Raw genomic sequence first — 15,358 nt, 5'->3', positions numbered from 1 at the left:
TATACATAAATTCTAAAATTTTTGTTCGCAGCGAAGATAGAGGTTGCAATCAATAGCCATTTTTTGACTGCTTACTACACTATTGCAAAACATGATGCTAGAAAACAGTTTACGCAAACGAATTACATCTATTTATTTTAAGTAGAGCTTCGCTTTCCTTTACATATTATCGAAATTTCTATCTAAAAAACAAAAATAAGGAACCCAATACGAGCTATAACAAGTATTATCTTTATTCTTAACAAAAAATCATTTCTCCAATGGATATTATTCTTCAACAAAAAAAGAAAAAACTCAAAAACACAATCTGTTTTCCCTTCTACCCTTCTCCTATCTCCTCCACCAGCGACGCATGCACAAACGTCGTCGCCACCGCCATCACCCCCTCGATGTTCACCACCACCCTCCTGTCATGGCGCACACGCACAAACACCCCTTCCACTCCTTCGAAGATGCCGCCGGTGATACGTACCCGGGTTCCTTGGGAGAGGTTCAGTTCGGTGGGTTCAAGATAGAGCACAGCCTGGTCGTAGGTGCCAGACACGGCGATGAAGCTGCGCATCTGCGAGTCCGGGATGACAATGGGCTGGCGGGTTTCGCGGTCCATGATATAGCGGATGGGGATGTTCATGCCCGGTTCGTTCTTTATTTCATCCATACGCTCGCGGGTGGAGCGGACGAAGACCAGGTTATGGACCGCAGGAACAAGCTTGCGCAGGCGGCGCTCTTTCCTCACGACATACTCATAGCGCATGGGTATATAGTTTTCAATGCCCGCTGCATCCAGGTATTCCTTGAAAAAAAGCTCTCGGCTATAGGTGACACGCACTGCATACCAGTGCATTTCTGCATTCTCGTTCACGAAAAAATATGATTGGGGGACACCGGAGTAGCGAAGTACCTCCCGGTCAAGTAATGTAATGCGGTTACTTTAAATAGGCTATATGCATTCATTTTATTTCAAAACCCTCCACCATCTCGGAAGGAAGGCGACGAAATAGTTATATTCAAGCTATCTTGCGATAAGCCGTTATCAACGAAACGTTTATGATGAAAGAAATGTTTTATAACACGTTCCGTTTAATGAACGCAAAGGTAACGTCAAGAAATGAAAGTACAAAATATTCTGATTGATAAAATGATAATCTTTTTTAATGCAGACATCATCACACTATATATCAAAGAATTACGCCTATTAGGTAAGATACACGCGCACGCGCGTCATTTCTTATCTTTTTAAAGAAAGGGTGTGTTACATATATAACCATAGGTTCCGGTACCTCACCCTATACATACAGACTACACACACGCTTCACTTGTTCACGGAGAGGGGCACCACAGATTACACAGATTGGCACAGAGGAGCACAGAGAAGAATTCTTCGCTACGTTCTGAGTGACGGATACTCACGGAAACAAAAGGATGATACGCACGGACATACACAAAAGTGATACGCACAGAAACTACAAAAATCCGTGCCAATCCGTGTAATACATAGTGCACAGACTTCTCTTTTTTATTAATTTTGCACCCGATTCGTTAACTTAATATAAAATTAGATTTTCAAATTGTAATTATGAGAACAAAAAAACGCCAATTAGCGTGATGCAAATCAAAGGGAGAGATTACCAAGTGCTGTACACCAAAGAGAGCAAAGAGGTGCAAGTGGCCATCGACCTGCTTTCTATGGTAGAACACAAGTCGTTAACCGTGGAATACAAGGAGCGGAAGGCTTTCCTGACACCCTTCATCCCACTGCTGATAAATCCCCAAAAGGAACACGGACTGAAGGGTGTAAGCCCCTTCGCCAAGCTGCTGCATCTACTTGTAAACTTTATGGACGCGGACGGAAGCGGCAATACGCTGAACCCCGATTGCATTGAGGATGAGATATATAAGCTCTTCAATGAGCTATATCCCAAGGAGTAAAACGGACCAAGGAATTCAAATTGTAAAAAAACGGCTGTCCCACTGCGGATGGCCGTTTTTGCTTCCTAAGGAAATAAACGGCATCTTTGCGCCGCCAATAAGGCAAACTTAATACAAGTAGAATGGAAAACATTCCAGTGACCACCTACCGTGGTTTCAGCGCCGTCAGCGGGGAGACAACCTTCACGCAGGACATGGCTGACATAAAAAACGGCAAGCATGCCAAGTTAATCATCAAAATCGCCAGCCTCGTGGCGCAGGGAAAGGTGGAGGAAGCCAACCACGTCAAGAAGCAGCTTCCCTTCAGGACCCTCACGGCCAACTACCGGGAAAGAAGGCTCGCACCGAGCATCACCCGCTACAACCCCGTCATCACGCTCGACATCGACGACCTGGAAGAGAGACAGTTGGAGCAGACCCGGACCCTCATCAACGAAGACCCGCACACCCTGGGCAGTTTCCTCTCCCCCAAAAGGCACGGCTACAAGCTGTTCGTCTTCATGCAGACGGAATACACCCGGCGTCTGTATGACCGTCTCCGACAGGGCGAGGTGACCTACGCCACGCTCGAGGAGATACACCTGAAGCTGTACAGCGCCGCCAAAGAGCACTACGAGGCCCTTCTCGGAGTAGAGGTGGACGGAAGCGGAAAGGACATCTCGCGAGGATACTTCATGTCCTTCGACCCGCATGCCTATATCAATGCCGCACTGCTGGAACAGATTTCCCCGTTGCCGGCACGCATCATCCCGCCTGCGAAGAAGGAGAACAGCCCAAAGAAGACGCCCGTCGAAACGGTACACCCCCTCCCCGCCTCCTCTGCCGCCACACCGCAGGACGCAAAGCCTTGGGAGAAGCTGATATTCTCCCAAGCCGTGACTGCCGTGAAGCGCACCACCAGGTTCCGGGCAGGCAACCGCGACAACTTCCTCTTCGCCCTGGGCAACAAATGCTACAGCAAGGGCCTGGACGAGCAGACAGCCATCAGACTGGCGAAAAACGAGTTCGGACAAGAGTATCCCGACGTGGAATCTCCCCTGCACAATGCCTACATCTATACCGACAAGACCAGCGAAGCCGCCACAAAGAAGGAAGAGAAAAAGCCCGTCATCAACCAAGTGATGAGCTTTCTGGAAGAGCACTACGGCATCCGCAGGAACCTCATCCTGGACCGCCTCGAATTCATGCCCTATGCCCTGTCGGCAGATGCCGGAAAAGGTTACCGTCCCATGCGCGGAAAGGACTACAACACCATATTCGTAGACCTGCAGATGGCCGGCATCTCCTGCTACCAGAATTTCCTCAGAGCCGTGATAGACTCCAACTACGCCAAGGAGTTCAACCCCTACACCGACTATCTGTACGCGCTTCCCCCCTGGGACGGGACGGACTACATCGCCCGGCTGGCCGACACCCTGACGACCGAGAACCGGGAGCTATGGCAGAAGGGCTTCAAACGGTGGATAGTGGGCCTGGTGGCCTGCGCACTGAGCGACGAGGACATGAACCAGCTCGTCATCATCCTCTACAGCGAGCAGGGAAAGGGAAAGAGCAGCTGGATTCGGCGCCTGCTGCCGCCCGAGTGGAAAGAGTACTTCTACAACGGCATAATAGACCCGAGCAACAAGGACGATGCCCGCCTGCTCGCCACGCGAATCATCATCAACATGGAGGAGTTCGAAGGCGTGAAGCCCGGCGAGCTGGCAGCATTGAAGCGAATCATCGCGCAGGACAACGTGACACAGCGCAAGGCCTACGACATCGAAGCCTTCACCCTGCCCCGCCACTGCTCCTTCATCGCGAGCACCAACAACCGGCAGTGCCTGCAGGACATCGGCGGAAACCGGCGTTTCCTCCCCATCACCATCACCGGTATAGACTACCACACCCCGGTGAACCATCCCGGCATCTACGCCCAGGCCCTCGCCTTGCTGAAAGGCGGTTTCAGATACTGGTACGAGGGCGAGGAGATAGAACAGTTGAACAAGCACAACGAACGGCACCGCATGAAAGACCCCGTGGAGGAGAACCTCTTCGTCTTCTTCCGCAAACCGCTGCCCGAGGACCTGCAGGTAAAATGGCTCCCTGCCAGCGTCATACTGACCAAGCTCAGCATATTCGGGAAGGTGCAGGTGAACCCGCACACCCAGCTGGTACTGGTGCAGGCACTGGAAAAGTACGGATTCGGCACACGGACCAACGAGCAGGAGACGACCGAATATGAGGTAGTGGACATCCAGACATATCAGTAACCGGCATTCGAGGAGAAGAGAGAAGCCCCGTAACATATATTGTTGTGCATGACAACATATATTGTTACGGGGCTTTACATATATTGGCGTTTTCTTTACTCTGCTTCCCTATTTCCGGCCGGCATCCTGTCAGGGTTCTCCCAGATACTTCACCAGCACTTTCACTTCCAGCGGAGTGAAGGTGCGCCGGTATTTGTTGTAGCCCACCTTCTCCAGCTCACCCTTCAGCGCCTTGTTGTGGCGTATCCATGCCGCCAGGGTATAGATGGCATTGCTGATGCAGTAAGTCGGGTTGTAGAGCATGGCAAGCTCCTCCTTCGAATAGGCGTGGATGCGGAACGGACGAAGGTCTTCCTCCTCCTCTTCCCTCTTTTCTTTTTCTGTTTTCATTCTTTATGTTATTGGTTGATTATTACACCATAAAGATACTGAATATCAGCGGTATGACCAAGCATATACAGACATAAACGGGCATCGGACGAAGAATTTTTTTTGAACAGAAAGGAAACGGGAAAGAGACAGCGTAACCCGAAGAAAGCCATGAGCAGAAAAAGCCGGAGGAGTACTTTTGCAGCACCCCTCTTCCCCCTAAAGGAGAAAGAGAAGAGTATTGCAATACGAGACTTTAATTTCTAATTGTTAATTTTTAATTATTTAATTGTTTATGGGAGTACCATTCAAGAAAATTGCGAGGAAAGATCCTCGAAAGGCAGATGCGGTGGCAAAGTTCTACCCGCAGCTGGTGACACTGGGCGACAATGCAACGCTGGACGACATTGCGTATGTGATGAAAGAGAAGAGTTCGCTGACGCTGGGAGACATCCAGAGTGTATTGACCAATTTTGTGGAAGCCATGATTACGACCCTCTACAGCGGCCAGTCGGTGAATATCAAGAACTTCGGCGTATTCAGCCTGTCGGCGCGTACGGCAGGCGTACTGGATGTAAAGGAGTGTACCGCCAAGAACATCAAGGCGGTGAAAATCAATTTCCGGCCTTCCAGCACCGTAAGACCGGACATCGCCGCCACGCGTGCCGGGCAGAAGATTGACTTCTACGACCTGGAAGCTTTGCTGAACAAGGGAGACGGTGAAGGAGGAAGCTCCGGCAGCGGTTCCGGCTCGGAAGACGGAGGCGGTTCGGACGGAGACCAGGGCGAAAATCCGTTGGGATAAGTATGACTGATTTTACTACCGATTCGTATGTTCAACTTTTAAAACGTATATAGCATGAAAAAAAGTATCTGGGATAAAATTCTGAAAGTCGTAATTGCAGTAGCCTCCGCCATCTTAGGGGCATTGGGAGCCAATGCGATGAACGTGAGCATTTAAGTCGCCGGAAAGAAAGGACGGCAGGAAGAGGAAACCCCGAAAAAGGTTTCCTCTTTCTCTTCCCTCTCTATACAGCGCAGGATACGCCAGTCGCAGCTACGCACCCAATAGCGGAAAGCCATGTTCGGGTGGAAATGCTCCGAGAAGTCCAGCAGACGTTCCAAATCAAACTCCTCGGAGATGACACCGGCACCGCTACGGAATGCATCGTAGGCGTTACAGTCCTGCTCGATATGCGCCGGAACCATCAGCAAAGGCTTGCCCAGATACATCGCCTCGCAGACCGACTCGAAGCCGGCAGTGGTGGCATAGGCCTTGCAGCCTGCCATGTAGCGCAGGAACTTGACGTCATCGAGCTGATGGAAACTCAAGGTGTCGTCCACACGGCACACCTCGGCTTCGTCCTGCTTGTCCCAGAAGAAGTGGAGGGGTATTTCCGGATGGGCACTGTGCCAGTGGAGGATATTCTCGCCAAAACCGGAGTTTACCATGTATCCGTGGAGATAATCCCCTTCCGTACCTTCGCACGACAGCACCTCCCTCCGCAGCAATGGCGGAACCACGCGGACATACGCTTCTTCGTCATCCTCCATCTCGCGGAAGGAAAGGGCGAGCTTTTCGCGGGCACCTATGCACGTGAGGCGGGTGAAAAGGCGGAGCAGCCACAGATGGAAGCCGTTCTTACCGGGAAACTCGAAATCGCGGTGCAGGAACAGGTACTGGTGCCCGACGCTTATTTGAGGAACGGAAGGACGGAAGAAGAGATAGGTCATCCCCGTGAGCAGTTCGTAGAAGTTGATGACCAGTTCGGCACCACTCTCCTCGATGCGGCGGTGTATATAGTGCATGCTTTTCAGATAGACGGGCAGACGGGTGAGATTATAGGCCACACTACGCGCAAGACTTGCCCGCTTGTTGGCAGGCGTAGGCAGGAAATTGGGACTGAGAAAACGTTTCACCGGAGCTTGGATGCTGCGGTTGAAGAAACCGGGCAGACAGCGCGAATTGCTTTTGCCCACCAACACTTCCACTACCTCGTGACCGTTGCGGCGCAGCAGCTCTTCCATTGTTATGGCTTGGGTCAGATGCCCGCGGCCTTCTCCTTGAACGATAAAAAGGACTTTCATTGGGACGACTTGATGATTTACAAATTAATGTTGAAACACATGCAGCACATGACGTTGCATTTAGTTGATGCAAATATCGCACCTCCGTGTTACGGCAGAATGTGAAGAATGTGACAATTCGGTTATAAATGACAAAAGTCACACCGGCATCGCGCAGACATGACTTCAAGAGAATTTATGGAATAAATACGTAAAAAGGATAATTTGGTCGGCATATGATGCCGGAATATCAGACAAATTCCTCGACCATATACATATCACTGACAAAATCGTCAACAATCTGTTCCAGGTTTTCGCAGGCTTCGTCAGGCGTTTCACCGTAGGCGCTGCACAACACATTATTCATAAAATAAGCGTAAAAACCACCGCCGGCTGCCGCCTCTACGGTATAGTCATTTCTGTTCAGTTTCATATTCGGGCCTCCTTTCTTTTTTTACGCTGCAAAAATGAGGGAAAGTTGTTACGAGGAGATGTGAAGGAGGTTACAATAGTATGTAGATTGGTTGGCTTTGATGCAGTGGAAAATAAATGGATTGAATATTAGGAGTTTTCATTTATTCAGTTTACCTTTGATTAAAAATAAAAGCAATGGGTAAAATTAAACCATATAAAGAGCAGGACTCTTCCAAACAAACGGCACAAGAACCGATGATGGCAACTTATCATCAATCAGCCATACCGATGGACGACTTTATCAACAGTATTCCCCGAGATGCTTTGGCTGAAGCCCTTCTATTTGCCTTAGAAGAGAATAAAGCAGGACACTGTATATCAAACTCCCAAATAGAGAGTATGATAAATGAACGCATGGGATGGAAATAGTCTGGTCTAAGTTGGCTTATGAGCACTTTTTAGAGATACTTATTTATGTAGAGAATAATTTTGGCATGTTGACGGCACAGAAAACACGTCAAAAGATACAAGACAAAGTAAATCTTTTAGCAAAACATCCGTATATAGGAATTATAGACAGTGATTTTTCTACTCTATTTAACAACATTACTGTCCGTCATTTAAAACTTTCCCCTAACGTGATATATTATTTGATTGATGAGAATAGGATTGTCATTGCAGCAATGCTTCATTCAAAACAATCTCCGGAAACTGTACGTAAAACAATCTCAGAATTTCTGAAGCAATATAAATAGCTGTTCATCAATTCATGATGAGAGATAACTCTATAAATTTAAAACCGAGAGGACGTATCAAGATATACAATCACCCCGGATTACGCGGATTAACGCAGATAAAAGTTTCTGATTATCAGAACTCCTAAAATCATCTGTGTTAATCCGCGTAATCCGGGGTGGGTATTATTAATAGGAACGTGCGAAAATCACGCGGCAGGCAGAAGGCTTGCCGGTAACCATACACTTGCCCGGTTCCTTGTCACCCGGAACAAATGAATCGAAAGGAATACAACGGATGGTTGCTTTGGTCTCTTCCTTGATTTTCTCTTCGGTTTCGGTAGTCCCGTCCCAATGAGCCAGAATGAAGCCGCCTTCTTCAATCTTTTCCTTGAATTCCTCGTAGCTGTCCACGCTGGTGATGCGGCTGTTACGGTAATCGAGCGCTTTCTTGTAGACATTAGCCTGAATGTCCTCGAGCAAATCCTTCACGTACTCTTCGATACCCTCGCAGGAACGCGTCTCCTTCTCCAGTGTATCGCGACGCATGATTTCCATTGTATTGTTCTCCAGGTCGCGGCCACCCATCACCAGACGAACGGGAACACCCTTCACCTCATAGTCGGCAAACTTGAAGCCCGGACGTTTGTTGTCGGCATTGTCGTACTTCACGGAAATACCCATTGACTTCAGCTTGGCAACAATGCCTGCCACTTTCTCGTCAATCTTAGCCAGCATCTCTGCATTCTTGTAGATAGGTACGATGACTACTTGTATCGGAGCCAGGTGCGGAGGAAGTACCAGACCGTTGTCATCGGAATGCGTCATGATAAGCGCTCCCATCAGACGGGTGGAAACACCCCAGGAGGTAGCCCAAACATACTCCAGCTTGTTCTCCTTATTGACGAACTGTACATCGAACGCCTTGGCGAAGTTCTGTCCCAAGAAGTGGGAAGTACCGCTCTGCAAAGCCTTTCCGTCCTGCATCATCGCTTCGATGGTGTAGGTGTTGAGGGCACCTGCAAAACGCTCGTTGGCAGACTTCACGCCCTTTACCACGGGCACCGCCATGTATTTTTCGGCAAACTCGGCATATACATTCAGCATCTTTACCGCTTCTTCTTCGGCTTCCTCGCGAGTGGCATGTGCCGTGTGTCCTTCCTGCCAGAGGAATTCGGCGGTACGGAGGAACAGACGGGTACGCATTTCCCAACGGAACACGTTTGCCCACTGGTTGCACAAGATAGGCAGGTCGCGGTATGAATTGATCCAGTTCTTGTAGGTGTTCCAGATGATGGTTTCGGAAGTGGGGCGGATAATCAGCTCTTCTTCCAGTTTTGCAGCAGGGTCCACCACCACACCGCCGCCATTCGGATCGTTCTTCAAACGATAGTGCGTCACGACGGCACACTCTTTGGCAAAGCCTTCCACATGTTCCGCTTCACGGCTGAGGAATGATTTCGGAATAAGCAAGGGAAAATAAGCGTTGACGTGTCCCGTTTCCTTGAACATATCGTCCAACTGACGTTGCATCTTCTCCCAGATAGCGTATCCGTAGGGCTTGATCACCATACAGCCGCGTACAGCCGATTGTTCTGCCAAATCGGCTTTTACCACCAACTCGTTGTACCACTGAGAATAGTTCTCACTACGTTTGGTAAGGTCTTTCAATTCTACTGCCATTCTATTTCGTTTTTTAAAGTTTTCGTTGATTTCTCTAAACAGTCGGCAAAAGTACAAATTTTAAAGGAAATTTATTTGAAAAACAAATAGTATTTTTAATAGAACCGAAAACACACTATAAAAAGAGATAAAATCCGTAGGGAAAAACTCGCAGGATATTTCTTTTATATGACTACCAAAATCCGAATGTCCTGCATATTCGTCTTTTTTTGAATTATGCCATATAGAAAAGCTTGTTTTTTGCATTATAATGCACTATCTTTGTAATACAATATAATACAGATAATGATATGGAAGCAGTAGTAAGAAAACAAACCTCATTCCGTCTGCGTGAAGACCTGTTGCAGATCTTGCAGGAACATGCCAAGAAAGCAAACAGAAGCCTGAACAACTTTGTAGAGAGCACTTTGATGAATGCGATGTATTCAGAGCCTAATGAAGAAACGACCGCAGCCATCAATGAAGCACGCTCCGGGAAATATGCCGGGACAATAGACACTACGGACTTTGATTCATTCATGAAATCCGTCAACGAAATAGAATGAAAAAAATCCGTTACAGTACAAAGGCTAAGAAAGATTTGAAGAAATACCGCAACGACCTTCAGCTAATGAAAGCCTTATATGATGTATTGGAAAAGTTGGCGAACGGCACCATCCTTCCCAAAGAATACAAAGCGCATGTACTTATAGGGAAGTATAAGGATTGCATGGAATGCCATATAAAAAGTAACTTCCTTTTGATATGGATAGACACGGAACACGATGTGATAGAAATTGTCAGAATCGGGAGTCATTCTGAATTGTTTTGAAAAACGACAAAGGAGCTACGATAAAAAGTAGCTCCTTTTTTCAGATGGAGCGGCAAGCGAGACTCGAACTCGTGACCCTCAGCTTGGGAAGCTGATGCCTTTTAATCCTGCGGATTAAAAGTGACCAACTGAGCTACAGCCGCTTATATCTTCTTAGAAGAAGTCCTTTCAAGTTGCGGTTTACATGTTGGTTTACATGTAAACAAGATAGATTCAACAATAAATTAATAATCTCTTTGCAGTTTCAAACTGCATCACAAAGTTAGTCAATATTGCGCTGTTATGCAATGATTCTTTCTTATAGTTTTGCTTTTGACTATCAGTTTTTTATATATCTAATGATATGGTATATAATAGTATAGTGTAGCTTTCTCTTTACTTAAAAAGTATTCATATACTGTATTTCCATTATATAATAGAGTATCGGTATAGAAATCAGTAGTGGGTATATAAAGCTATATCTTCTTAAAAATCTACCTGCTGAAAATCTGTTCCTATTACTTGGTATTCTCCGCAATCATGAATACAGTTGTATATGTGAAACTCAAAATTTTATAGCTATGAAAAATTAGATAAGAAAAGATGCAAGGGTATGCCTTATACCCGATTATATGGAAACGCACACTATTACCACTTATAGATTAGCAAGTGATAAATTTCTCCGCACTTATTTCCCGGAAAGTGCGTATGGACTTACCCCATCCATGAAGTTCAAAAGGAGAAAGCGTTAATAATTTGTTCAGAACTGAAAAAGCCAACTTATCCATTTGTTTATAATGGGTAGGTTGGCTTTTGTTGTTACTATTCTTTTCTGTATTTTTAAAAGGGACTCTTTAATTAATGAATTTTTGTTTGTTTTACTAATTCCAATTTGCCTCTTTTCTTTTCGTAAATTCTACATTCTTCCCCATCTATAACCTCTGCTTTAATCATGTCAAATTTGGGGATAGTTATGGGCTTGTTCCAATCCATAGTACTATATTCTTTTTGTTTATAGGTGTAAATAACATAGTTGTATGCACCGGACGAACCACATGTTGTAATAGTCTTATTAATAGAATCAAATTCTGTTGTATTTTCTAAATCATTAAATGGTTCATCCGTCATTAGCTCTACATTGTCATAACCATGTATTTTGTATATTTTATAAGTATTGTTTGAGCGTGAACCGCCCAATTGATGTGTAATGACCAATTCTTCTTTTCCGTCAAAATCCACATCAGAAAAGCAAAATGGTGAATAATGAGGTAAAACCTCATTGCTGTCTTTAGGCACATAATCCCAATAAAGAACATCTCCATCTTTTAAATGCGGATAATGATAACAGAGAGTATCAATAATATGTTTGGCTTCTAAATTAATGTAAAATTGGTTGTCTGCACTATCGAAAAATAGAGAGGTTGTTACTCCGGTTTCTGCTGTTGTATTATCCTTTGAATTAAGGTAAGGTAGCCACATAACTTTAACAGTATATCCATTTACGGGTTGTTTATACTGTATAAATACTCGTTTACTATTAAAGCATTCAAAGCCTTTCGGTATTGAACACTTTCTATCAGTAACACAACCCCATAAAGAGATTGTGAACATTGCCATGATGAGGTAAAATATCTTTTTCATATTATTCTGTTACCATGCAATCAATAATCTGTCTAAAAAAATGGATTAAGGATGATTCTCCTTTGCTTTAAGACCTCTAAGATTTTCGGAAATATACTTATATATAATGTATTGTGTATAAGCAGCCTTGCATTCTATTTTATGAAATTCGTTATCGGTCATGTTTTCATAATAAGATTCATCATTGTCATTGGTTAATGAATCATGCCACATTGCAAGTTCTATAAATTCTTTCCAAGGCATTGAATCCAAATCCGGTTGTCCACCATGGTTTTCCATGTAAGCCTGTTGAGCAAGAATGATTAAATAGTTGAACCATGATTTCATATTCAATACAGAGGATATTCTATAAGCTACCTTGGGTGGCATATCAGCGTATATCGTTTTATACATCATGCTTCTATCATAATTAGGAAGCAGCCTATTTTCAAATTCTGCAAATCTATTTGCTTTGAAAAAATATAATAAACTATATAAGGCTCTGAACTCCAAACGAGTAGTATTGAAAAGAATGTAATCATTAGGAATTGTATAGTCTCTGATGATTTTCTTCTGGGCTTCTTCTATTCCTGTCTTAGGGAAAGAATCATCATTGCCTTCAGCCATCTGCCGACATTCCTCCATTACTGATGCTACATAGGATAATCCGTAACTCACATAACTTGTTGCAGCATAAATGCGAGCAAGAGATTCCTCATATTTTCCATAATCTGTAATGGTATTAAGTATAGAATCCGCCTGTTTAAAAGCCCAATATGATTCAATATCATCACCCCAATAATCAGCTTCCTTTATAAACTCTTTGAGACCTTGAATTTTATAAATCAAGACAGAGTCACGAACTGAAACATCTAAATTTGACGTTGTTGTTCTTTGCGTACAAGCACATAATAAAGTCATTACACTAAATATACATCCAATAAAATTATTCATAATGGTTATTCTTGAAATTTGTTAAAAACAATCTAATCATTCTTAGTTGCAATAAAAATGCGAGTTATTCCCCATTCAGCATCATACTATCTACAATCTCTTTAAACACTTTACTTGCTATGCTACCGCTTGCAGGTAATCTTTTCTTTGCAGGACTAAACCGTTTCTCAATGCCATGTGCTAAAGGTAGTATCTCTATTTCAATATTCTGCCTAAACACATTACTCACCATTTATCGTAAAGAACTAATTAGGATTGACAGCCTAACAAGCACTTCACTGGTATTTTTTTCATGTCTCTCTTCAAGTTCGTTTGTTTCATTAGCCCATGATTCACGTGCTTTAATCCACTTGCCGATTACTATTGGAAGTGTAGAAACCTTTTGTTTGGCAACTGTTGTTAGTTCTTTGTAGCTCTCACTTTTCTCATCTTCATAAACATATTCTTTTAGTGTAGACTGACAGCAATCCAGTAACAGATTTTTGGCACATTCCATGAAAACACCATTGTCTTTATAAAGATAAAAATTATCGTTTAACAGACTTCTATCCTTTTGGTACATTGAAATGTGAGATTCTAAAATCTGAAGTATTCCTGCTGAACGAACTGGTCCGGTAATAGAGCCGCCCCAATATCTTAAATAAACGCAGTCACTATAAATTTCTGACATCAGAGTATTCAAATCAATCCATGCTTTAAATTCATCTTTTAGTAATCCTTTTTGTCCGTCTGTTTCACATAGCTCCAATAATCGTACATACTCATTATATTGTTGGAATATCAGTCGTGTACGTTCTATACCGTTGCTTATAGTCAGCCCCGCAGTAGAGCCGTCTGAATCCAACTTCCACAATTTCCGGCTTGCTTCAATTACTGTATCTGCTTTGGCGTAATCGGATATTGTATCTGTCCCTAATTGATTGACCTTATAATATCTGCATAATTGATTGCGGTATTTATTCATCCATTCTGTATTATCTTCAAGCGCGGATGATGAGAATTGGGCTGTGTGCACATATCTGTATAGAGTGTCCATTAACATGACAAGTTTATAATTTGTCTTTAGTATGGTGTCAGTAGCCCAAAATCCAAGTAGTCCTTCCACATCGGATGATTTTTCTGTCATTAAGATGCTGGCTATTTGTCTAAACACATCACCAGCCATCAGTCCACCACTTGCAGGTAATCCTTTCTTATTAATGGTAACGATAATACTGTATTTCGGGTTATCGGCAGGGAAGTAACCGCAAAATTCTACGGCATATTCACCATTTGAAAGTTGAATTGTTCCCGTTGCTCCGGCTACTTTTACTTTATCTGATTGGGCAGGCTTGGCTAATCCATCAGTAACAGAGTATTCCAATGCTTGTTTAATGGCAGTGTTACTTTTAGCTATGCTATTAAAGAAAGTCAAGTTCTGTAATGGAGTTGTGAGTATGCCATATCCCAAAGGATTATAAACAAGACTTGTGTCTTTTACTTGATAACCGTATTTTGCAAGTGCTTCTGCAAAGGCTTGTCCGTTCTCAAATGCCTTATTTACTATCTTATAGTTGGCAATATTGGATGCAAGTCCGAAACCTTGCTCCACTGTGATTTTCCCATATCCACCCCTATGCCAATTATGGTCGCACAATGTATCTTTTTCAATAGCTAAAATACCATTATCAACATCTATTGTATCGGATAGTTTGACTGCCTTTGTTTCCAATGCTGCCAAAAGTGAAGCGGTACGCACTAATCCCGATTCTTGAAGAATGGAATCAGAACCAACAGAAGCCTTAATTTCTCCCGTCTGTACTTCCATTACAATAACTTGCCCTACTGTAGCATCAAGTTCGGACAGCTTATTTTGCAGGATAGAATCAACTTTTATCTGCAAAGTGCTGTCTATGGTAGAAACTTGTTCTACTTTTTGTTTGGTAGGGCTGCAAGCTACTAACAAGGCTACTAATACTATAAAATAAATTCTTAACATAACTTTTGAATAGATATATTGAATATAAATTTAATATCCTACTTGGCATGTTTCTTTTAAATGCAATTCTAATTCCATTTTGCATTTCAACTCATTAAATTCTTTTTCATTGGACTCTTGAAGATTAATAATTTCATTTCCATTTATATGTACTTTTTGAGATTTTAGAAATTCGTAAACCAAGTCATTCAGATATTCTTTTGAAGGAATATTATTTTCATGTGCAATGCCTAATCTATAAATTTTGCTATTGCATTTAACCTCAATTCTATAGTATTTCATAAGATATTTTATAAATATTGATTAACAGGGTCATTAGGATGTTTCTTTTTCCATCTCTTCGCCCTTTTATTTCCAATAAGATAAATTATTAAACCGCCCAAAATGAAGATTAAACCACTGCTTATTACTGTATTAAAAATGAGTTCCAAGAAATCGGAAAAAGAAATGATTGCTATTATTATTCCCAAAATAACTGAAATAATTCCCCATGGAAAATCCAGTGTAAGCTGCCCCCTAAAACCAAGCGATTCTGCCCCCTTGTGCTAAAATAATCCTACCCCCTTGA

Annotated in this window: 16 protein-coding genes, 1 tRNA gene and 1 pseudogene; 8 read left to right on the top strand and 10 right to left on the bottom strand. The window is 43.4% G+C overall.

The genetic code is table 11. The features are described from left to right. Positions 1 to 319 precede the first annotated feature (319 nt). Positions 320 to 844 carry a UpxY family transcription antiterminator gene (locus ACESTD_RS17750; protein ID WP_034529848.1) on the bottom strand — a complete coding sequence of 175 codons (525 nt, stop codon included), beginning with the start codon at positions 842 to 844 and terminating at the stop codon, positions 320 to 322. A gap of 761 nt (positions 845 to 1,605) precedes the next feature. On the opposite strand from ACESTD_RS17750, the gene ACESTD_RS17745 reads away from it, so the two are divergent. Both ACESTD_RS17745 and ACESTD_RS17740 read left to right on the top strand, forming a co-directional pair. Then, entirely contained in the window at positions 1,606 to 1,929 is a 324-nt protein-coding gene (locus ACESTD_RS17745; RefSeq protein ID WP_005829213.1) for a hypothetical protein, read from the top strand. Between the two features lie 122 nt (positions 1,930 to 2,051). Next, a complete protein-coding gene (locus ACESTD_RS17740; protein WP_264379085.1) occupies positions 2,052 to 4,181 on the top strand; it encodes a VapE domain-containing protein in 2,130 nt (709 codons plus the stop codon). 129 nt (positions 4,182 to 4,310) lie between these two features. Here ACESTD_RS17740 and ACESTD_RS17735 read toward each other — a convergent pair whose 3' ends face one another. Then, a complete protein-coding gene (locus ACESTD_RS17735) occupies positions 4,311 to 4,571 on the bottom strand; it encodes a DUF4248 domain-containing protein (RefSeq protein ID WP_005829216.1) in 261 nt (86 codons plus the stop codon). 274 nt (positions 4,572 to 4,845) lie between these two features. Here ACESTD_RS17735 and ACESTD_RS17730 point away from each other — a divergent pair, with 274 nt between their 5' ends. Together ACESTD_RS17730 and ACESTD_RS17725 are read left to right on the top strand one after the other, a co-directional pair. Next, entirely contained in the window at positions 4,846 to 5,355 is a 510-nt protein-coding gene (locus tag ACESTD_RS17730; protein ID WP_373159077.1) for an HU family DNA-binding protein, read from the top strand. A 54-nt stretch (positions 5,356 to 5,409) separates the two neighbouring features. After that, the gene (locus tag ACESTD_RS17725; protein ID WP_005829220.1) at positions 5,410 to 5,511 is read left to right on the top strand and encodes a smalltalk protein; all 102 of its coding nucleotides are present in this window, start codon (positions 5,410 to 5,412) and stop codon (positions 5,509 to 5,511) included. Here ACESTD_RS17725 and ACESTD_RS17720 read toward each other — a convergent pair. Further along, on the bottom strand, positions 5,508 to 6,638 hold the full coding sequence (locus ACESTD_RS17720; protein ID WP_005836959.1) for a glycosyltransferase family protein: 1,131 nt from the start codon (positions 6,636 to 6,638) through the stop codon (positions 5,508 to 5,510). The genes ACESTD_RS17725 and ACESTD_RS17720 overlap by 4 nt on opposite strands. Before the next feature lie 229 nt (positions 6,639 to 6,867). Next, a complete protein-coding gene (locus tag ACESTD_RS17715; protein WP_005829223.1) occupies positions 6,868 to 7,050 on the bottom strand; it encodes a hypothetical protein in 183 nt (60 codons plus the stop codon). A gap of 176 nt (positions 7,051 to 7,226) precedes the next feature. On the opposite strand from ACESTD_RS17715, the gene ACESTD_RS17710 reads away from it, so the two are divergent. Continuing rightward, on the top strand, positions 7,227 to 7,460 hold the full coding sequence (locus ACESTD_RS17710; RefSeq protein WP_005829224.1) for a hypothetical protein: 234 nt from the start codon (positions 7,227 to 7,229) through the stop codon (positions 7,458 to 7,460). Then, positions 7,451 to 7,786: a type II toxin-antitoxin system RelE/ParE family toxin gene (locus ACESTD_RS17705; RefSeq protein ID WP_005836958.1), complete on the top strand. Its 336-nt coding sequence runs from the start codon at positions 7,451 to 7,453 to the stop codon at positions 7,784 to 7,786. The genes ACESTD_RS17710 and ACESTD_RS17705 overlap by 10 nt, the downstream gene beginning before the upstream one ends. A 168-nt stretch (positions 7,787 to 7,954) precedes the next feature. On the opposite strand, the gene proS is transcribed toward ACESTD_RS17705, so the two are convergent. Continuing rightward, entirely contained in the window at positions 7,955 to 9,448 is a 1,494-nt protein-coding gene (gene proS / locus ACESTD_RS17700) for a proline--tRNA ligase (protein ID WP_005829226.1), read from the bottom strand. A 290-nt stretch (positions 9,449 to 9,738) separates the two neighbouring features. On the opposite strand from proS, the gene ACESTD_RS17695 reads away from it, so the two are divergent. Both ACESTD_RS17695 and ACESTD_RS17690 read left to right on the top strand, forming a co-directional pair. Next, positions 9,739 to 9,993 carry a hypothetical protein gene (locus ACESTD_RS17695; RefSeq protein WP_008663498.1) on the top strand — a complete coding sequence of 85 codons (255 nt, stop codon included), beginning with the start codon at positions 9,739 to 9,741 and terminating at the stop codon, positions 9,991 to 9,993. Beyond that, positions 9,990 to 10,259 carry a type II toxin-antitoxin system YafQ family toxin gene (locus tag ACESTD_RS17690; protein WP_008663492.1) on the top strand — a complete coding sequence of 90 codons (270 nt, stop codon included), beginning with the start codon at positions 9,990 to 9,992 and terminating at the stop codon, positions 10,257 to 10,259. Before ACESTD_RS17695 ends, ACESTD_RS17690 begins: the two co-directional genes overlap by 4 nt. Positions 10,260 to 10,304: 45 nt before the next feature. Here the strand turns inward: ACESTD_RS17690 and ACESTD_RS17685 are convergent. From ACESTD_RS17685 to ACESTD_RS17665, 5 genes and pseudogenes are all read right to left on the bottom strand, one after another. After that, positions 10,305 to 10,402, bottom strand: a tRNA-Gly gene (locus ACESTD_RS17685). A gap of 694 nt (positions 10,403 to 11,096) precedes the next feature. Further along, positions 11,097 to 11,879, bottom strand: a complete 783-nt coding sequence (locus ACESTD_RS17680) for a hypothetical protein (protein WP_240058416.1) — start codon at positions 11,877 to 11,879, stop codon at positions 11,097 to 11,099. Positions 11,880 to 11,924: 45 nt separating this feature from the next. After that, positions 11,925 to 12,812: a hypothetical protein gene (locus tag ACESTD_RS17675; RefSeq protein WP_057098139.1), complete on the bottom strand. Its 888-nt coding sequence runs from the start codon at positions 12,810 to 12,812 to the stop codon at positions 11,925 to 11,927. Between the two features lie 1,126 nt (positions 12,813 to 13,938). Further along, positions 13,939 to 14,790 (bottom strand): annotated as a pseudogene (locus ACESTD_RS17670) (penicillin-binding transpeptidase domain-containing protein); the annotation flags it as partial. 30 nt (positions 14,791 to 14,820) lie between these two features. Further along, the gene (locus ACESTD_RS17665; protein ID WP_217510320.1) at positions 14,821 to 15,072 is read right to left on the bottom strand and encodes a hypothetical protein; all 252 of its coding nucleotides are present in this window, start codon (positions 15,070 to 15,072) and stop codon (positions 14,821 to 14,823) included. Between the last annotated feature and the right edge of the window lie 286 nt (positions 15,073 to 15,358).

The sequence above is a fragment of the Bacteroides sp. AR20 genome (assembly GCF_964250605.1).
GTDB classification, from domain to species: Bacteria; Bacteroidota; Bacteroidia; order Bacteroidales; family Bacteroidaceae; genus Bacteroides; species Bacteroides uniformis.
The sequence above is the reverse complement of the archived record's forward strand: the minus strand, read 5'-3'. Positions and strand labels throughout refer to the sequence as shown.